General features: G+C 70.8%; 18 protein-coding genes and 1 tRNA gene. 9 read left to right on the plus strand and 10 right to left on the minus strand.

All coding sequences use genetic code 11. The annotated features are described in order from the left end of the window. Window positions 1–47: 47 nt before the first annotated feature. Window positions 48–386, minus strand: coding sequence for a M23 family metallopeptidase (locus ATC03_RS16785; RefSeq protein ID WP_067879612.1), 339 nt, complete (start codon window positions 384–386; stop codon window positions 48–50). Window positions 387–622: 236 nt separating this feature from the next. Here ATC03_RS16785 and ATC03_RS16790 point away from each other — a divergent pair, with 236 nt between their 5' ends. From ATC03_RS16790 to ATC03_RS16800, 3 genes are all read left to right on the plus strand, one after another. Next, entirely contained in the window at window positions 623–2,257 is a 1,635-nt protein-coding gene (locus tag ATC03_RS16790; RefSeq protein WP_084003576.1) for a glycosyltransferase family 39 protein, read from the plus strand. Between the two features lie 48 nt (window positions 2,258–2,305). Next, complete coding sequence (ppk2, locus tag ATC03_RS16795) at window positions 2,306–3,130, plus strand: polyphosphate kinase 2 (protein WP_227820142.1); 825 nt, start codon at window positions 2,306–2,308, stop codon at window positions 3,128–3,130. Window positions 3,131–3,235: 105 nt separating this feature from the next. Then, a tRNA-Gly gene (locus ATC03_RS16800) sits at window positions 3,236–3,307 on the plus strand. 94 nt (window positions 3,308–3,401) lie between these two features. On the opposite strand, the gene ATC03_RS16805 is transcribed toward ATC03_RS16800, so the two are convergent. After that, a complete protein-coding gene (locus ATC03_RS16805) occupies window positions 3,402–3,779 on the minus strand; it encodes a winged helix-turn-helix transcriptional regulator (protein ID WP_067879618.1) in 378 nt (125 codons plus the stop codon). Window positions 3,780–3,878: 99 nt separating this feature from the next. Between ATC03_RS16805 and ATC03_RS16810 the strand changes: the two genes are divergently transcribed. The 3 genes from ATC03_RS16810 (at window position 3,879) to ATC03_RS16820 (ending at window position 7,719) form a co-directional block, all read left to right on the plus strand. Next, window positions 3,879–4,757 (plus strand): SDR family oxidoreductase, encoded by an 879-nt coding sequence (locus ATC03_RS16810; protein WP_067879621.1) that lies wholly within the window; start codon window positions 3,879–3,881, stop codon window positions 4,755–4,757. A gap of 268 nt (window positions 4,758–5,025) precedes the next feature. Beyond that, complete coding sequence (locus ATC03_RS16815; protein ID WP_067879624.1) at window positions 5,026–6,795, plus strand: S8 family peptidase; 1,770 nt, start codon at window positions 5,026–5,028, stop codon at window positions 6,793–6,795. A 126-nt stretch (window positions 6,796–6,921) separates the two neighbouring features. Then, window positions 6,922–7,719: an MOSC domain-containing protein gene (locus ATC03_RS16820; protein ID WP_067879627.1), complete on the plus strand. Its 798-nt coding sequence runs from the start codon at window positions 6,922–6,924 to the stop codon at window positions 7,717–7,719. 30 nt (window positions 7,720–7,749) lie between these two features. Here ATC03_RS16820 and ATC03_RS16825 read toward each other — a convergent pair whose 3' ends face one another. Next, complete coding sequence (locus ATC03_RS16825; protein WP_067879630.1) at window positions 7,750–8,445, minus strand: hemerythrin domain-containing protein; 696 nt, start codon at window positions 8,443–8,445, stop codon at window positions 7,750–7,752. A gap of 121 nt (window positions 8,446–8,566) precedes the next feature. Beyond that, a complete protein-coding gene (locus ATC03_RS16830) occupies window positions 8,567–9,175 on the minus strand; it encodes a dihydrofolate reductase family protein (protein ID WP_227820143.1) in 609 nt (202 codons plus the stop codon). Between the two features lie 249 nt (window positions 9,176–9,424). Here ATC03_RS16830 and ATC03_RS16835 point away from each other — a divergent pair, with 249 nt between their 5' ends. Then, entirely contained in the window at window positions 9,425–11,320 is a 1,896-nt protein-coding gene (locus ATC03_RS16835) for an APC family permease (protein WP_227820303.1), read from the plus strand. Here the strand turns inward: ATC03_RS16835 and ATC03_RS16840 are convergent. The 6 genes from ATC03_RS16840 to ATC03_RS21090 all read right to left on the minus strand — a co-directional run bounded on the left by ATC03_RS16840 (window position 11,289) and on the right by ATC03_RS21090 (window position 15,927). Further along, the gene (locus ATC03_RS16840) at window positions 11,289–11,894 is read right to left on the minus strand and encodes a DUF6611 family protein (protein WP_152030997.1); all 606 of its coding nucleotides are present in this window, start codon (window positions 11,892–11,894) and stop codon (window positions 11,289–11,291) included. The genes ATC03_RS16835 and ATC03_RS16840 overlap by 32 nt on opposite strands. Before the next feature lie 220 nt (window positions 11,895–12,114). Next, window positions 12,115–12,879 (minus strand): ABC transporter permease, encoded by a 765-nt coding sequence (locus ATC03_RS16845; RefSeq protein WP_067879636.1) that lies wholly within the window; start codon window positions 12,877–12,879, stop codon window positions 12,115–12,117. Further along, entirely contained in the window at window positions 12,876–13,715 is an 840-nt protein-coding gene (locus ATC03_RS16850) for an ABC transporter ATP-binding protein (protein WP_067879639.1), read from the minus strand. Before ATC03_RS16850 ends, ATC03_RS16845 begins: the two co-directional genes overlap by 4 nt. Continuing rightward, window positions 13,712–14,095, minus strand: a complete 384-nt coding sequence (locus ATC03_RS16855; protein ID WP_067879642.1) for a DUF1048 domain-containing protein — start codon at window positions 14,093–14,095, stop codon at window positions 13,712–13,714. The genes ATC03_RS16850 and ATC03_RS16855 overlap by 4 nt, the downstream gene beginning before the upstream one ends. Before the next feature lie 2 nt (window positions 14,096–14,097). Next, window positions 14,098–14,478, minus strand: coding sequence for a PadR family transcriptional regulator (locus ATC03_RS16860; protein WP_067879645.1), 381 nt, complete (start codon window positions 14,476–14,478; stop codon window positions 14,098–14,100). 192 nt (window positions 14,479–14,670) lie between these two features. Further along, a complete protein-coding gene (locus tag ATC03_RS21090; protein ID WP_227820144.1) occupies window positions 14,671–15,927 on the minus strand; it encodes a hypothetical protein in 1,257 nt (418 codons plus the stop codon). Window positions 15,928–16,214: 287 nt separating this feature from the next. On the opposite strand from ATC03_RS21090, the gene ATC03_RS16870 reads away from it, so the two are divergent. Next, on the plus strand, window positions 16,215–16,898 hold the full coding sequence (locus ATC03_RS16870; protein WP_084003577.1) for a ClpP family protease: 684 nt from the start codon (window positions 16,215–16,217) through the stop codon (window positions 16,896–16,898). After that, window positions 16,895–17,509 carry a ClpP family protease gene (locus ATC03_RS16875; protein WP_067879648.1) on the plus strand — a complete coding sequence of 205 codons (615 nt, stop codon included), beginning with the start codon at window positions 16,895–16,897 and terminating at the stop codon, window positions 17,507–17,509. Before ATC03_RS16870 ends, ATC03_RS16875 begins: the two co-directional genes overlap by 4 nt. Window positions 17,510–17,603 lie beyond the last annotated feature (94 nt).

Genomic DNA, 17,603 nt, shown 5'->3' on the forward strand with positions numbered 1-17,603 from the left:
GAGCGCTCGGGCCCCGAGCGGCGCGGCGGCAACAGGCCGGCCCTGCGTCACACCGAGCGAATCCGGTCGCGCCGCCCCGGCACGCCGTCGACGACCGGATGCCACGCGCCGCCCTGCTCGACCTCGTAGGCCCGGAACGCGCACGGCAGCCCGCTCGCCGTCATCAGGTCCGGCGAGTCCATGAGCTGGAGGTGCAAGTGCGGCGACGTCGAGTTGCCGGTGTGCCCGACACGGCCGAGCACGTCGCCCGCGGCGACGCGCTGGCCGGGTGCCACGGCGACCTCACCGCGCAGCAGCACGTGGTTGCCGAGGATCGACCCGATCTTCTCGGGCCGGAAGGTGAACGCGTTGCGCGTCGCGAGGAAGAACTCGCGGAACGGGTTCACCCACTCGCGCCCTCGCCCCGCAGCGGGAAGTCGACCACGATCGCGTCGCGCAGTTCGTCGTGCATGGGCCGCACGCTACCGGTCCGGGGAGGGGGCCGCCTCCGTCGCGGGGTGGATGATGCCGCCGTGTTCGACTCGGTCGGGTCTCGATACGGCGCTGGCGCGCCTACTCGACCACCGGGCCTCCGCGTGGCCGCACCTCGCGGGCGTCGGGCGGCGCCGCTAGGGTGAGCCGCATGTCGGATGCCGCGGGCGGGCACGCACCGACGCGACCGTCGAGCGAGGCGCCGGCGCGCGGCATCCGCCCTGCCCGGCCCGGTGCCTCGGCCCGCATCGAGCGACTCGACCCCCTCGCGCGCGCGCCCGTGTTCGGCGCGATGGCCGCGCTCGTCGTGCTGCTCGCGGCGACGAGCCAGTGGTACGGGTTCCATCGCGACGAGCTGTACTTCCGCATGCTCGATCCGGCCTGGGGCTACGTCGACCAACCGCCGCTGACGCCGCTCGTGGCGCGCGCGATCACCTCGGTCGTCGACGAGCCGTGGGCGCTGCGGATCCCGGCGATCCTGGCGGCGGCCTCGGCGGTGCTCGTGCTCGCCCTCATCGCCCGCGAGGCCGGCGGCGGCAGGCGTGCGCAGGCGGTCGCGGCGTGGGCCGCGGCATCCGCCTCGTTCCCGATGGTCTTCGGGCACGTGCTGCTCACGGCGTCGTTCGACCTGCTCGTGTGGCCGCTCGTCGCGCTGTTTGCGATGCGGGCGCTGCTGCGCGACGGTCGTGACGGCGCCGGAGGCCCCGGCCACGCCGGCAGCAGCGCGGCCGGGCGCTGGTGGCTCGCGGTCGGACTCGTCACGGGCCTCGCGACCTACAACAAGCTGCTCGTCGTGCTGCTCGTCGCCGGCATCGGCGTGGGCCTGCTCGCGGTCGGGCCGTGGCGGGTGCTGCGCTCGAGGTGGCTCTGGGCGGGCGTCGGCATCGCGGTCGTGGTCGCCCTGCCGAACCTCGTGTTCCAGGTCGCCAACGACCTGCCGCAGCTGCGCATGGGCGCCGCGCTGGCCGAGGACACCGACGGCGCGGGGCGCCTGCTGACGCTGCCGTTCTTACTGCTGCTCGCGGGCCCGCCGCTCGTGCCGATCTGGGTGGCCGGGCTCGTCGGGCTGTTCCGTCGGCCGGCGTGGCGCCCGATCCGCCTGTTCGCGGTGGCATTCGCGGTCGTCGTGCTCGCCACGATCGCGGGCGGCGCGCAGCCGTACTACCCGCTCGGCCTGATCGAGGTGCTGCTCGCGCTCGGCGCCGTGCCGACCGCCGAGTGGATGCGCACGCGCGGCCGCAGCGCCCTCGTCTGGGCGGGCGTGGCCCTGAATGCCGTCGTCTCGGCGCTCATCGCCCTGCCGCTGCTGCCCCCCGCGCTCGTGGGTGCGAGCCCGTTCGCCGCGATGAACCAGACCGTCGGCGACACGATCGGCTGGCCGACGTACGTCGAGCAGGTCGCGGCGGTCATCGACGACGCACGTGACGCCGACGCTGCAGGTGCTGCCGCGAGCGCCGATGCGCCGGTCGTCATCACCTCGAACTACGGCGAGGCCGGCGCGATCGCGCGCTACGGCCCCGACCACGGCCTCGACCCCGGCGCCGTGTACAGCGGGCACAACGCACTCTGGTTCCAGGCGAGGCCCTCGGATGCCGCGACCGACGTCGTCTTCGTCGGCGAACTGTCGCGCCGCGTCACCGGCGACTTCGCCTCGTGCACGACCCTGGCGCACCTCGACAACGGGCTCGACGTCGACAACGAGGAGCAGGACGTGCCGATCACCCTCTGCACCGGCCGCACCACCGGGTGGGACGAGCTCTGGCCGCGGCTCGCGCACCTCAGCTGACGGCGGCCGCGGCATCCGCCCCTCTAGGCTTCAGCCAGGAGGTACACGATGACCAAGCGGATGCCGAAGAAGCTGTACGAACGCGAGCTGAAGGACCTGCAGGCGAAGCTCGTCGACATGCAGGCCTGGGTTCAGGAGTCGGGCGCCCGCATCGTCGTGATCTTCGAGGGGCGGGATGCCGCGGGCAAGGGCTCCACCATCAAGCGCGTCTCGGAGTACCTCAACCCGCGCGTCACGCGCGTCGTCGCCCTGCCGACGCCGAGCGCGCGCGACAAGACCCGCTGGTACTTCCAGCGGTACGTGCCGCACCTGCCGGCCGCGGGCGAGATCGTGCTCATGGACCGCTCCTGGTACAACCGGGCGGGCGTCGAACGCGTCATGGGGTACTGCACGAACGAGGAGTACCACCGGTTCCTGCACCAGGCGCCGATCTTCGAGCGCATGCTCGTCGAAGACGGCATCATCCTGCTGAAGTACTGGTTCAGCGTGTCCGACGTCGTGCAGGAGGAGCGCTTCCGCTCGCGCCTCGAAGACCCCATGCGGCGATGGAAGCTCAGCCCCAACGACGTGCTCTCGATCACGAAATGGGAGGACTACTCGCGCGCGAAGGACGCGATGTTCGCGAACACCGACATCTCGGAGGCGCCCTGGTACGAGATCGAGAGCGACGACAAGCGCCGCTCGCGCGTCAACATGATCCACCACCTGCTCTCGAAGATCCCGTACCAGCCGGTCGAGCGCGAGGAGATCGTGATCCCGCCCCGCCCCGACGCCGGCGGCTACGAGCGCCCGCCCCGCGAGTGGGCGAACCTCGTGCCCGACCATGCGGCGGAGGTCATCGAGCGAGCGGAGGCCGCGTCGGCCGACGACTGAGTCGAGCCGATTCGTCGGGCGTGCCCGGCGCGCGCGGCGTCCTGGCTGTCAGCCATCGGCCCCGTACTGGGGTAAGGTCGTACAGCACGCGGAAACGCGGGCGGTGCGGATGTGGCGCAGTGGTAGCGCATCACCTTGCCAAGGTGAGGGTCGCGAGTTCGAATCTCGTCATCCGCTCAGATCTCGTGAAGATCACGAACGCAACGAAGGCGGGCTCCCGGTCGGGGCCCGCCTTCGTCGTTCCCGTGTGGGCTCAACCGGCTCCCCGAGCTCAGGCCGAGACGGCCTCGCCGGGCACGATGTCGCCCGCGTGCACGGCCACCCACTGCACGAGCGGCAGCATGCGTTCCATGAGCTCGCGGCCGAGGTCGGTGAGCGCGTACTCGACGCGCGGCGGCACCTCGGGGTACGAGGTGCGCGAGACCAGTCCGTCGGCTTCGAGCGTCCGCAGGGTCGAGGCGAGCATCTTCTCGCTGATGCCCTGCACCTCGCGGCGCAGCTCGCCCCAACGTTGCGTGCCGTCGGTGAGCGCGAGCAGCACGAGCACGCCCCACTTGCTCATGATGTGATCGAGGACGACCCGGGTGGGGCACCCTTCGGTGAACACCTCGCCGGATGAGCGCCGGATCTCCGCAAGACTTACCATCATGTGGGTAGCTTACTTCAAAGTGGGTACCCTCCATCGGGAATGCATTCGCCGCAACATCCGGTTGTCCCTCACGTACCCCATCGGAAGGAACCAGACCTCATGACCATCCTCGTCACCGCCGCCTCGGGCCAGCTCGGCCGCCTCACCGTCGACGCCCTCCTCGCCCGCGGCGCAGCACCGTCGAGCATCGTCGCCGGCGCACGCGACACCTCCAAGCTCGCGGATGCCGCGGCTCGCGGCCTGCGCACGGTCGAGCTCGACTACGGCAAGCCCGACACGATCGCGGCCGCCCTCGAGGGGGTCGACACCGTGCTGCTCATCTCGGGTTCCGAGCTCGGCCAGCGCGTCGCGCAGCACCGCAACGTCATCGACGCCGCGAAGGCCGCGGGCGTGACCAAGCTCGTCTACACGAGCGCCCCCAAGGCCGCGACCGCCGACTACCCGCTCGCTCCCGAGCACGCCGCGACCGAGGCCGTCATCGCCGAATCGGGCGTGCCCGCGGTGATCCTGCGCAACAACTGGTACATCGAGAACTACGCGGCGGATGTCGCGCGCGCCGCCGAGTCCGGCGTGGTCGCCTCCTCCTCGGGCGACGGCGCGATCGTCGGTGCGACGCGCGCCGACCTCGCCGACGCCGCAGCCGTCGTGCTCCTCGAGGACGGCCACCTCGGCGAGGTCTACGAGCTCTCGGGTGACCGGGCGTTCACCTACGCCGACCTCGCGGCCGCGGCATCCGAGATCCTGGGGCGCGACGTGGTCTACACGCCGCTGACCACCGAGGAGCACGTCGCCGCCCTCGAGGGCGCCGGGCTGCCCGCCGACGTCGCGGGCTTCGTCGTGGCGCTCGACGCCGGCATCGCGAGCGGCGTGCTCGACGTGCCGACCGGCACCATCTCGCGACTCACCGGCCGCCCGACGACGACCCTCGTCGACGGCCTGCGCGCGGCCCTCGCCGAGTCGGCGCCGGCAGCGGTGTAGTCGAGGCGAACCGGTGGTCGAGGAGCGACGGAGGAGCGTCTCGAGACCCGCCCCCGAGATGGGTCTCGAGACGCTTCGCTCCTCGACCACCGGTTGCGGCATCCGTCGTCTGCGCCGCGAATGCGGCCGAGCACGAGCGCGGGAACGCCCGGTGAGCGTCGATTCGATGCTCGCGCCGCGCGTATCGTGCGACATCCCCGCAACCCCTTGCTCCGCCCCTTCACCGAGTGGGAGGCTCTCGCCATCACGCTCGATGTGAAGGAGAACCATGCGTAGATTCCGCACCATCGCCGCAACATCCGCATTCGCGCTCGCCCTGACGGCCCTGGCCGCCGCACCGGCGAGCGCATTCACCACCGGGACCAGCGGGGAGTCCGGTGAGCAGGAGTACGTCGTGCTCTTCACCGCCGGCACCTCGTCGGCCGCCGCGAAGGCCGCCGTCACGGCGGCCGGGGGCACGATCGTCAGCGAGAACACCGATGTGGGGGTCGCGACGGTCCGCACCACCGACGCCGGCTTCGAGGCCCAGGCGCTCGCGCAGGGAGCCATCGAGGGCACCGCGCAGAACCGCATCATCGCCGACGTGCCCGACGACGCCGTCAGCGGCGAGGAGGCCAAGAAGATCGACGAGGCCGAGGCCGAGACCCGCGCAGGCGGGGGCGCGACGCCGGCCGCACCGGCCGCCGCAGCGAAGGGCAAGGGCGCCGCGCTCACCGCCGAGCCGCTCGCACCGCTGCAGTGGGACATGCAGCAGATCGGCGCCACCGTCGACGGCTCGTACAAGGTCGAGCCCGGCAGCAAGAAGGTGCTCGTGGGCATCCTCGACACCGGCGTCGACGGAACGCACCCCGACATCGCCCCGAACTTCGACAACGCCAAGAGCCGCAACTTCACGGTCGACATCCCGTACGACGCGAACGGCGACGTCATCGACGGCCCGTGCGAAGACGAGGCCGACGGCTCGTGCACCGATGCCGCGAACGTCGACGAAGACGGCCACGGCACGCACGTCGCGTCGACGATCGGCTCGCCGATCAACGGCATCGGCATCGCGGGCGTCGCACCGAACGTGACCCTCGTGAACCTGCGGGCCGGCCAGGACTCGGGGTACTTCTTCCTGCAGCCCTCGATCGACGCCCTCACCTACGCGGGCAAGATCGGCGTCGACGTGGTGAACATGAGCTACTACCTCGACCCGTGGCTCTTCAACTGCGCGAGCAACCCGGCCGATTCGCTCGAGGATCAGCAGGAGCAGCAGACCATCGTCAAGGCCATGCAGCGGGCGCTCGACTACGCGCGCGTGCGCGGCGTGACGCTCGTGTCGGCGGCCGGCAACGGTGCGACCGACTACACGAAGGTCCTCAGCGACTCCAGCAGCCCCGACTTCGCCGACGTCGAAGGCGAAGTGGCGTACCCGCGCGACCTGCTCGACCCCGCGACGTGCATCTCGATGCCGAGCGAGGGCAAGGGCGTCATCTCGGTGAGCAGCACCGGCGTCTCCAAGCGCAAGGCCTACTACTCCGACTACGGCAACGGCTACATCGATGTCGCGGCTCCCGGCGGCGACGTCTACGACACCCCGACGAACACGCGCGACATCGGCAAGGCGATCCTCGCGGCCTACCCGAAGGCGCTCGCCCTCGAGTCGGGCGCGATCGACGAGGCCGGCAACGTGCTCGTCGACGGCGTCGTCAAGAGCTGCGACGCGGCCGGCACGACCTGCGGGTACTACCAGTACCTCCAGGGCACGTCGATGGCCTCGCCGCACGCGACCGGCGTCGCCGCGCTCATCGTGAGCAAGTACGGCATCCCCGACGTGATCCGGGGCGGCAAGTACCTGCCCGCGGCGATCGTCGACGCCCGCCTGCGCCAGACCGCCGTCGACACGGCGTGCCCGACCCCGGCGGCGTTCACGTACACGCGCATCACGCCGGCCGGCGCGACCATCACCGCGACCCACACCTGCGAGGGCAACCTCAAGCAGAACGGGTTCTACGGCAACGGCATCATCAGCGCGCTGAAGGCGGTGGGCAAGTAGCGGCGCGCGGTCACCGACCGCGACACCTCAGCACGACTGAACGACTGAACGACTGAACGACAGCACCGGCGGGGCCGGCCTCTTCGGAGGTCGGCCCCGCTTCGTGCGGGCGGGTAGCGTGTTCGCATGCAGCTCACCCGCGTTCGCCTCTACCCCGTGAAGTCGCTCGGCGGCCTCGACGTGCGATCCGCACGCGTCGAGCCGTGGGGGCTCGCGGCCGACCGCCGCTGGGCCGTCGTCGACGACACCGGTCGCACGGTCACCGCTCGCGAACGCAACCAGATGCTGGGCCTCACGGCCGAGCCGCTCGCCGACGGCGGGGTGCTGCTCGGCGGCGCGACCTCCGCCCCGCTCCGCATCGACGTGCCGACGGATGCCGCACCCGTCGCCGTGGGCGTCTCGCGCCAGGGCACCGCGCTGCCCGCGGGCGCCGAGGCCGACGACTGGCTGAGCGAGCGCATCGGGCAGTCGGTGCGGCTGGTCTGGCAGCCCGACCCGACCGTGCGACCGGTGAGCGCCGAGCACGGCGGACTCGAGGGCGATCACATGTCACTCGCCGACGCTGCTCCCCTGCTGCTCACGACCGAGGCGTCGCTCGCCGCCCTGAACGCGTGGACCGACGAGAGCGCTCCCGAGCTCGACATGCTGCGGTTCCGGCCCAACCTCGTCGTCGACGGCGACGAGCCGTTCGCCGAGGACGACTGGGGCTTCGTGACCATCGGCGGCGTGCGGTTCCGCAACGCCGGCGGCTGCGACCGCTGCATGATGACCGGTATCGACCCGTTCACCCTGCAACGCGGGCTCGAGCCGATCCGTACGCTCTCGAAGCACCGCCGCCGCGACGGCAAGACCTGGTTCGGCGTGCTGCTCGTGCCGCAGAACCTCGGCGAGCTCGCCGTCGGCGACGCGGTGACGATCGACTGACGCCGGCCCGCGGCATCCGCCCCGTCGTCGTCAGCGCGTGCCGAGCAGCTGCGCGCGGTTCCTCTCGTAGGTGCGCCGGCCGAACGCGCGCCAGATGCCGCGAACGGGCGCGGGCAGGTTGCGCCGCATCCACTCGTCGCCGCCGTCGGGCTGCGCCGCGAGGATGGCCCCGAGCTGCACGAACATCTTGCCCTTCGGCGTCGCGGCACGGCCGTGCTCGCCGAACCACTCGACCTCCTGCTGCGTGAGCGTGCGCTCCATGACGGGCACGATGTTCGCCTCCTCGTCGGGCAGGTGCACGTCGAGCGCCGCATTGACCCCGTCGAGCGCCGAGAGCACGGATGCCGCGTCGTCGCGCCGACCGCTCGCGCGCCACGCGGGCAGCGCCTCGTCGAGGGCGACCAGGTGCACGAGCAGCTCGGCATGGTGCGCCTTCATGCGCTCCACGTGCACCGCGCACGCGGGTGCCCGCTGCTCGAGCGCGCCCCAGAGCCTCGCGTCCTCACCCTCGTGATGCGCGTGCAGGCTCGTCGAGAGCATCGCGAGGTGGTCGCCGACGACGTCGGCGTGCGCGGCATCCGCCTCGCCGACGCCTGTGACGAGTGCCGGGCCCTCGCCGAAGCCGACCTTGAACAGGCGGTGGATCTCGGCCATGCCACTCGCGTCGCAGGTCTTCGCACCGGGCGTCGGCGCGTCACCGCTCGAGGGAAGGGCTGCTGCGGGCATGACGGCTCCGATCGACGATGGGCGGGCGATCGGAGGCTACTCCCGGTCGCAGCCGGGCGGCAAGGGATGCCGCGAGCGCCCGCCCGCGGCATCCGCCCCACTCAGCCCTGCCCTGCCCCGCTCAGTACTCGACGTCGTAGACGGCCTTGATGATGCCGTTGTCGTAGGCGGCCTGGACGACGAGCTTCATCGTGCCCGTCGCGTTGCCGTCGAAGAGGCGCTTGCCGCTGCCGAGCGTCAGCGGGAAGACCAGCAGGTGGTAGCGGTCGACGAGTCCGGCCGCCGCGAGCCCCTGGCCGAGCTTCGCGCTGCCGTGCACGATGATCGGGCCGCCTTCGCCCTCGCGCAGCGCCGCGACCTCGTCGAGCGAGCGAAGCACGTGCGTGTTGGTCCACTCGGGGTCTTCGAGGGTCGATGAGACGACGTACTTCGGCATCGCGTTGTACTCCGCGAACTCGGCCATGGTCGGCCAGATCGGCGCGAACTCGTCGTAGCTCTGGCGACCCAGCAGCATCGCGGATGCCTCGAGCTGCTCGGTTCCCTTCATCTCGTAGGCTTCGGCGACGAAGGGCACCTCCTTGAAGGTCCAGCCGGCGCGCGGGTGGTCGCCGCCGCCCGGGGAGTCCATGACGCCGTCGAGGCTGACGAACGCGGTGATGATGATGGGGCGCATGGCGGGGCTCGCTTCCGGTCGGGGGTTGGTCTGGGTGTTCTGGGTGAGACGCGACATCCGCTCTCATTCAAGCGTCGAACGGGCGCGGGCGGAATCGACATCCGCTCGGCCGGGGCCGAAATCCTAACGGTTTCCTAACGCGATCAGGCCCGGGCGTCCCATACACGCAACTACGCTCGATCCGTGACCGACAACGACGGCCCAGAACCCACGACGTCGGCGGAGGCCGAGACGAGCGAGCCGCAGAGCATCGTCGTGCCGGTCGCGCACGCCCGCGTGCCGCGCTCCGGGCTCGGCCGCTGGCTGATGACCGGCCTCGTCGACGACAGCGGCGCCCACCAGGGCCCGCACGCGAAGCGGGTCGAGCACACGAACTCCTGGTGGCGGGTCATGTGCCTGACAGGCCTCGACTACTTCTCGACGCTCGGCTACCAACCGGCGATCGCCGCCCTCGCGGCCGGCCTGGTGTCGCCGTTCGCGACCCTCGTGCTCGTCGCGCTCACCCTCTTCGGCGCCCTGCCGGTCTACCGCCGGGTCGCGAAGGAGAGCTTCAAGGGCTCAGGGTCGATCGCGATGCTCGAACGCCTGCTGCCCTGGTGGGCGGGCAAGCTCTTCGTGCTCGTGCTCCTCGGCTTCGCCGCGACCGACTTCATGATCACGATCACGCTGTCGGCCGCCGACGCGTCGGCGCACGCCATCGCCAACCCCTTCGCCCCTGCGTGGTTCGAGGGCGGGCAGGTGTGGATCACGCTCGTGCTGATCGCGTTGCTCGGGCTCGTCTTCCTGAAGGGCTTCCGCGAGGCGATCCGGGTGGCCGTCGTGCTCGTCGCCGTCTTCCTGGCTTTGAACCTCGTGGTGGTCGTCGTCGCGATCTGGCACGTGATCGAGAACCCGGTCGTCATCGAGGACTGGTGGTCAGCGCTGTTCACACAGCACGGCGACCCGCTGCTCGTCATCGGCGTGGCGCTCATCGTGTTCCCGAAGCTCGCCCTCGGTCTCTCCGGGTTCGAAACCGGCGTCGCCGTGATGCCGCAGATCCACGGTTCCCAGAACGACCCGCCGAACGACCCGCAGACGCGCATCAGGGGTGCCCGCCGACTGCTCACGACCGCCGCGGTCATCATGAGCGCGTTCCTCATCACCTCGAGCTTCACGACGACGCTCCTCATCCCGCAGGCCGAGTTCCAGCCCGGCGGCGAGGCGAACGGCCGCGCCCTCGCCTACCTCGCGCACGAATTCCTCGGCGAGGCGTTCGGCACGGTCTACGACGTCAGCACCATCCTCATCCTCTGGTTCGCGGGGGCCTCGGCCATGGCCGGCCTTCTGAACCTCGTGCCCCGCTACCTCCCGAAGTACGGCATGGCGCCGCAGTGGGCGCGCGCCGTGCGCCCGCTGGTGATCGTCTTCATCGCCATCGCGTTCCTCATCACGATCATCTTCGAGGCCGACGTCGACGCGCAGGGCGGCGCGTACGCCACCGGCGTGCTCGTGCTCATCACCTCGGCATCGGTCGCCGTGACGATCTCGGCCCGCCAACGGCGACAGCGGCCGCAGTTCATCGGCTTCGGCGTCATCACCGTGGTCTTCCTTTACACGACGGCGCTCAACATCGTCGAACGGCCCGACGGCCTCCGTATCGCCGCGCTGTTCATCCTGGGCATCCTCGTGATCTCGCTCGTCTCCCGCGTCGGCCGCTCGTTCGAGCTGCGGGCTCCGACCGTGGCATTCGACCCGGTGGCGACCGAGTTCATCGCCGACGACGCCGAGCGCGGCGAACTGCTCTTCATCGCCCACGAACCGCACTCGGAGAGCGGCCACGAATACGCCGCCAAGGACCGTGATGAGCGCCGGTACAGCAACATCCCCGCCGGCGCCCGCACGATCTTCCTCGAGGTGCACCCCTCCGACTCGTCCGACTTCGAGGAGGACCTTGACGTGGTCGGCTCGAGTCAGTTCGGATATCGCGTGCTCCGTGTGCGGAGCGGCAACGTGCCGAACACGATCGCCGCCGTGCTGCTCGCTGCCCGCGACGCGACCGGCGTCGTACCGACGGTCTACTGCGAGTGGACCGAGGGCAACCCCATCTCCAACATGTTCCGCTACCTCATCACCGGGGTCGGCGAGGTCGCACCCGTGACCCGCGAGGTGCTCCGCGAGGCAGAACCCGACCTCAAGCGTCGGCCGGCTGTGCACGTCGTCTGAATCCCGCCGACCTGACGGCGTCGTATGCGGTGTGCCAGCGACGCTGGAACTCGAGCTCGTCGATGCGCCCCGCCGCGAGCTGCACCTCGGTGGCGTTCATGGTCGCGACCAGGCGGTGCACGGCCGCCTGACGCACCGCCGCTCCGTCGGCGGCGCTGCCGGGCGACACCTCGGTCATGAGCTGGACCACCGATCGGCGGAGGTCCCGCGTGCGTCGAGCGAGTGCCGCGACCATCGCGACGACGGCCCCGATCGCCGCCGCGAACGCCCACCCCATCGGGACGGCCGACGCGAACACGGCGAGGCTCACCCAGAACAGCACCACCGAGAACAGTGGGGCCGAACGCCAGGCGCGGATCCAGCGACGATCGACCGTCGACGAACCAGGCGGATAGACCACCACGGTGTGCACCACCACGCCGTACCGGCCGACGACCGCGGAGGAGTCCCCCCAGCGATGACGCCCGTCGCGGACGGCGAGCCATTCGGCGGAGCAGGCCGAGTGCACCGCCGTGGCCGCTCGATGCATCGAACGGGATCCGTGCAGCACGAAGTCGCGAGGAAGGGATGACATGCCCCCGGTCTACGCCCTGCCGGACCGGGGGCGCCCGATGCCGACGGTCTCGAAACGTCGATAGCGCGGATCCGCACGGATCCCTAACGCCGAGCGCCGAGAGTTCGGGCTGCGGGGCCGGTCGGGCCGTCGGCGCACGCAGATCGCCCCCTGCTCCGAGGTTTCGGAGAGGGGGCGATCAGATGTCCGCGGACGAAATCGCGCGGCCCGCGACATCCGCTCAGCTGAACTTGCGGCGGTAGATCGCGACGGCCCATACGTAGGCGATGACGAGGATGCCGACCAGCCAGGCGAGGGCGACCCAGATGTCGCTGCCGACCGGTTGGCCGGCGAACAAGGCCCGCGTGGTGTCGACGATCGAGGTCACGGGCTGGTTCTCGGCGAACCAGGCGACCGGCGCGGGCATCGACTCGGTCGGCACGAAGGCCGAGCTGATGAACGGCAGGAAGATCAGCGGGTAGCTGAACGCGCTCGCACCGTCGACGGTCTTCGCCGAGAGCCCTGCGACCACGGCAAGCCAGGTCATGGCGAGGGTGAACAGGACCATGATGCCGATGACCGCGAGCCAGGCCGCCACCGACGCGCCGGTGCGGAACCCCATGATCAGCGCGACGCCGATCACGATCGCCATCGAAGCGAGGTTCGCCACCAGGGACGTGAGCACGTGCGCCCAGAGCATGCTCGATCTCGCGACCGGCATGGACTGGAACCGCTCGAAGATGCCGCCCTGCAGGTCGAGGAACAACCGGTACGACGTGTATGCGACGCCCGACGCGATCGTGATCAGCAGGATTCCCGGGAGCATGTAGTTGATGTACGACTCGTCGGATCCGGTGTTGATCGCGCCGCCCAGCACGTACACGAACAGCAGCATCAGTGCGATCGGGGTGACCGCCGTCGTGATGATCGTGTCGGGGCTGCGGAGGATGTGGGTCAGCGACCGGGCCGTGAGCACCCGGGTGTCGCCGAGGACGTGGGTGGTCATCGGAGTTCCTTTCCTGCCGAGGCCGAACCGCTCGCGCGGGTCGTGTCGGCATCGTCCGTTGCTGCCTCGCCGGTGTGTCCGACGAGCGTGAGGAAGACGTCCTCGAGCGAGGGCTGCTTCTCGACGTACTCGACCTTCGCGGCCGGCAGCAGCTGCTTGAGTTCGGCGAGGGTGCCGTTCTGGATGATGCGGCCCTCGTGCAGGATCGCGATGCGGTCGGCGAGCTGCTCGGCCTCATCGAGGTACTGCGTGGTGAGCAGCACGGTCGTGCCGCCCTTCGCGAGCTGCTTGACGGTCTGCCACACTTCGATGCGCGCCTGCGGGTCGAGGCCCGTGGTCGGCTCGTCGAGGAAGATGACCGGCGGGTCGCCGATCAGGCTCATCGAGATGTCGAGCCGGCGACGCATGCCGCCCGAGTAGGTCGCCGCCCTGCGGCCGCCGGCCTCGGTGAGCCCGAACATGGCGAGCAGGTCGTCGGCGATCGCGCCGGGGTTCTTCAGGTGGCGGAGCTTCGCGACGAGCACGAGGTTCTCGCGCCCGGTGAGCACCTCGTCGACGGCGGCGAACTGACCGGTGAGGCTGATCGACTCGCGCACGTCGTTGGGCTTCGCGGCGACGTCGAAGCCGTGCACCGTCGCGGTGCCGGCATCGGCCTTCAGCAGCGTCGACAGGATGCGCACGAGCGTCGTCTTGCCGGCGCCGTTCGAGCCGAGCAGCGCGAAGATGCTGCCCGCCTTCACGTCGAAGTCGACGCCCTTCAGCACCTGGAGGTCCTTGAAGGACTTCTCGATGCCCTGCACCCGGATCGCGGGTGCGGGCTGGGTCGCGGTGGTCATCGCGCGTCCCTCCCTTCGGCCTCCTCGAGGCCCTCGATCGTCTTGGTGAGGCGGTTGCGCTCCTTGTCGACCCAGCGCTTGCCCACGTAGGCCTCGCTGAACGCCTCGGCGAACGCGACGGGGTCGCCGCCGGCGATCTCGCTGATCGGCGTCTGATCGATCGCCGCGCGCTCCCACAGGTCGGCGAAGTCGCCGAGCATGGTCATCATGACCGCGGGGTCGCCGTCGGTGATGCCGCCCTGGTACATGAAGTACCGCTCGAACGCGTTCGCCGCCGCGCGGTACGGCTCGGGCAGCGCGGCGATGCGGGCCTTGTACTGCTTGTACTGCTTCTTCTGCTCGAGCGAGCCGGTGAGGGCTTCGATCCACTTCGCGGCCATGGTCATGCTCCTTCTGCTTCGTCGGTGCGGTTGGTGTCGTCGGTGTCGTGCTTCGGTCGGATGTCGCGGTGGAGCTGTTCGATGCGTTCGGCGAGGAAGCTCCAGGTCCCCCAGAACTCTTCGAGGTACTCGCCGCCGGTCGCGTTCAACGCGTAGACCTTGCGCGGCGGGCCCTTCTCGGACGGGACCTTCTCGACGTCGACGAGGCCGCGCTGCTCGATGCGGACCAGCAGGGCGTAGATCGTGCCCTCGGCGATGTCGGAGAAGCCCTGGTCGCGGAGCCGGGCCGTGATCTCGTACCCGTACGCCGGCTGCTTGGCCAGGATCGCGAGGACGATGCCCTCGAGCGTGCCCTTCAGCATCTCGGTCGTCTGCTTGCCCATGGAATCCTCCTTCTCTACTCGGTTGCTTCTGCTACTCGGTGTTGCTGACTACTGGTACATAGTAAGCATGAGTACCGGTACTTAGCAAGACCGAATACCAAGATTCCTTTATGCGGACGCGCGCAGAGACGACGGATGCCGCGGGGGCACCTGGCCGCCCGCGGCATCCGCAGAGCTGAGAGGAGGGAGGGGTCAGGCGAGCGCGGCGCGGGCCTTGGCGTACTTCTCGGCGAGGCGGGCCTGGGTGTCGTGGTCGAGCTTGCGCAGGCGCCAGGGCGCGGAGTTGTCGGCGATGTCGGCGAGCTTGACGTTGCGCGCCACGGCGTTCGTGCGGATGCGCGCGTAATACTCGGCCGCGGAGACGTCGGCCGTGCGCGTCAGCAGTTGCACGGCGTCGATGATCTCGTGCTCGACGCCCGCCTCGCGGAGCCGCTCGGCGGTGAGGTCGGTGTCTTCGAGCACGTCGTGCAGCCATGCGACGGCGACCTCGACGGGCTGCGCGACCGGGTCGAAGGTCTCGGCCACACGTGCGGGGTGGTCGATGTACTCGGCGCCGAGCTTGTCGGTCTGGCCGCGGTGCGCGACGAACGCGATGCCCTGCGCGAGCCCGATCTGCAGTGCGGCCGCGTTCGCGGCCGGTGCTGACGAGGGGGCGGATGCCGGCGCGACCGGTGCGTGCGCGGGTGCGACGGGTGCCGGCGCACCGGGCACGGGCGCACCGGGCCTGACCGCCGAGGCCGCGGCGATCGGGGTGACGGGGGCCACCGGAACCGGTCGAGCGGGAGCGGGGGCAGGCGCGGGGGCGGAGCCCGCAACCACGGCCTCGAACTGCTCGAAGGTCCAGTCTGCGTCGGAATCCATCGTCATGTGCTCGTCTCTCGTGCTGCGTGCAGGGTCGGTGTCGCTTGGATCGGTGTCGATCGGGTCGGGCGCGGCGGCGAGCTCCGCGAACTCGTCGATCGGGATGCGCTCGTCGGCCTCGGGCTCGGCGTCGGCCTCGGACAGGGGCTCGGGCTGCGGTGCGCTCGGCGTGATCGGCGTCACCGGCCCGGTCGGGCGGGAGGGCACGGCCTCGTCGAGGAACTCGGTCCAGGCGGGGTCCTCGAGCGGATCGCGTCCGGCGACGGGTCGCACGAACCCGAGCTCGGCCTCGAGCTCGGCCATCTCGTCGGCGCCGAGTTCGTGCATCGACCGGATCTCGCTCGTGCGCCGCACGACGACGTAGCGCTCGGAGACCTCGGTCATGCGCGCGCCCGTGTCGGTCGCGAAGAACCGCGGACCGTCGTCGCCGGCGACCTCGACGATGGTCTCCTCGTACTCGCCGCCGGGTTCGAGGGAGCACACGTGGTAGCGGAATCGTCCGTCGTCGGACGCTCGCCGAGGGGTCGCCGCTGACGCGCGTGCGGCCGCACGACGACCGGGGGGCGGGTCGTCAACGGATGTCGTCACTCGGGCTCCTGGCCGTCGGGGGTCGGTTGGGGCGGCGCCGAAGCGCAGTCCGATCCTACGAGAGGGGCGCCGCCACGGCATCCCCATTCCATCCGCCGGTCGAGGAGCGCAGCGTCTCGAGACCTGCCGGCGAGGTCTCGAGACGGCGCTGAAGCGCCTCCTCGACCGGCGACCCTTGCCCCGCGCTCAGCCCACAGCAGTGCTGCCCACAGCAGTGCTGCCCAGGGCCGCACTGCCCACGGCGGAAACGCCGGCATGCGACATCCGCTCGGCGCACGCTGGAGGGCATGAGCGAAGACACCCAGGCCCCGCTGCATCCGATCGATGCGGACCTCTCGACCCAGCTGTTCCGCCAGCGCGTCGTCGTGCTCGGCACCGAGCTCGACCAGAACCTCGGCAACCGGCTCACGAGCCAGCTGCTGCTGCTCTCGGCCGAGGATCCCGACCGCGACATCGCGTTCTGGATCAACTCGCCCGGCGGCTCGGTGACCGCCATGCTCGCGATCATGGACGTCATGAAGGCGATCCCGAACGACGTCGCGACGGTCGCGATCGGCATGGCGGCGAGCGCCGGCCAGTTCCTGCTCTCGTCGGGAACGCCGGGCAAGCGCGTCGCGCTGCCGCACGCGCGCATCCTCATGCACCAGGGGTCGGCCGGCATCGGCGGCACCGCGGTCGACGTCGAACTGCAGGCCGACGACCTGCGGCAGACCCGCGACACGATGCTGGGCCTGCTCGCGGAGCACACGGGGCAACCGCTCGAGCGCATCACCGAGGACTCGCTGCGAGACCGCTGGGTCTCGGCTTCGGAGGCCGTCGAGTACGGGTTCATCGACCGGGTCGTGCACGACGCGATCGACATCTATCCGGGCGCGCGCGGTCGCCTGCACGGTCCGGGCTTCCGGTCGGATGCCGGAGGGCACCCGCTCGCGAACCCCGCCGCCGCTGCCAGGCAGGGGGCGCTCGCATGAGCGGCTACACGATCCCGTACGTCACCGAGCGGCGCGGCAACGTGGAGCGCACGGTCGACGTGTACAGCCGGCTGCTCGGCGAGCGCATCATCACGCTCGGCACCGAGATCGACGACGGCGTCGCCAACGTGCTCATCGCCCAACTGCTGCACCTCGAGGCCGACAGCCAGGAGGCGCCCGTGCACCTCTACCTCAACTCCCCCGGCGGCTCGCCGCAGGCCGCGCTCGCGGTGTACGACACCATCCAGCACATCAGGCCCGCGGTCGCGACGACGTGCGTCGGGCAGGTCGGCGGCCCCGTGGCGATGCTGCTCGCGGGTGGAGCACCCGGCATGCGCGGCATCCTGCGGCACGGGCGGGCGGTACTGCACCAGCCGTCGACACAGGGGCGCGGGTCGATCCCCGACCTCATCATCCACGCCGACGAGGTGCTGCGCGTGCGCGGCGAACTCGAGGCCGTGCTCGCGCACGACACGGGGCGCACGCGCGAGCAGGTGCGCCACGACACCGATCGGGAGCTGATCCTGGATGCCGCGGCCGCCGTCGAGTACGGGCTCGCCGACCGCGTGGTCGCGGTGCAGCGGGCGGGGGCTCAGGCGATCGCGGGCTAGGACGCCGGTCGCGGAGACCCGCCGGTCGAGGAGCGAAGCGTCTCGAGACCCGACGTACGCGCGGCGCTGGTCTCGAGACGGCGCCGGCGCGCCT

The sequence above is a fragment of the Agromyces aureus genome (assembly GCF_001660485.1).
Taxonomy (GTDB): Bacteria; Actinomycetota; Actinomycetes; order Actinomycetales; family Microbacteriaceae; genus Agromyces; species Agromyces aureus.

Coding starts and splice junctions, on each gene's coding strand:
- ATC03_RS16790 (WP_084003576.1), top strand. CDS start 623: ATGTCGGATGCCGCGGGCGGGCACGCACCGACGCGACCGTCGAGCGAG.
- ppk2 (WP_227820142.1), top strand. CDS start 2,306: ATGACCAAGCGGATGCCGAAGAAGCTGTACGAACGCGAGCTGAAGGAC.
- ATC03_RS16805 (WP_067879618.1), bottom strand. CDS start 3,779: ATGATGGTAAGTCTTGCGGAGATCCGGCGCTCATCCGGCGAGGTGTTC.
- ATC03_RS16810 (WP_067879621.1), top strand. CDS start 3,879: ATGACCATCCTCGTCACCGCCGCCTCGGGCCAGCTCGGCCGCCTCACC.
- ATC03_RS16815 (WP_067879624.1), top strand. CDS start 5,026: ATGCGTAGATTCCGCACCATCGCCGCAACATCCGCATTCGCGCTCGCC.
- ATC03_RS16820 (WP_067879627.1), top strand. CDS start 6,922: ATGCAGCTCACCCGCGTTCGCCTCTACCCCGTGAAGTCGCTCGGCGGC.
- ATC03_RS16825 (WP_067879630.1), bottom strand. CDS start 8,445: ATGCCCGCAGCAGCCCTTCCCTCGAGCGGTGACGCGCCGACGCCCGGT.
- ATC03_RS16830 (WP_227820143.1), bottom strand. CDS start 9,175: ATGTCGCGTCTCACCCAGAACACCCAGACCAACCCCCGACCGGAAGCG.
- ATC03_RS16835 (WP_227820303.1), top strand. CDS start 9,425: ATGACCGGCCTCGTCGACGACAGCGGCGCCCACCAGGGCCCGCACGCG.
- ATC03_RS16840 (WP_152030997.1), bottom strand. CDS start 11,894: ATGTCATCCCTTCCTCGCGACTTCGTGCTGCACGGATCCCGTTCGATG.
- ATC03_RS16845 (WP_067879636.1), bottom strand. CDS start 12,879: ATGACCACCCACGTCCTCGGCGACACCCGGGTGCTCACGGCCCGGTCG.
- ATC03_RS16850 (WP_067879639.1), bottom strand. CDS start 13,715: ATGACCACCGCGACCCAGCCCGCACCCGCGATCCGGGTGCAGGGCATC.
- ATC03_RS16855 (WP_067879642.1), bottom strand. CDS start 14,095: ATGGCCGCGAAGTGGATCGAAGCCCTCACCGGCTCGCTCGAGCAGAAG.
- ATC03_RS16860 (WP_067879645.1), bottom strand. CDS start 14,478: ATGGGCAAGCAGACGACCGAGATGCTGAAGGGCACGCTCGAGGGCATC.
- ATC03_RS16870 (WP_084003577.1), top strand. CDS start 16,215: ATGAGCGAAGACACCCAGGCCCCGCTGCATCCGATCGATGCGGACCTC.
- ATC03_RS16875 (WP_067879648.1), top strand. CDS start 16,895: ATGAGCGGCTACACGATCCCGTACGTCACCGAGCGGCGCGGCAACGTG.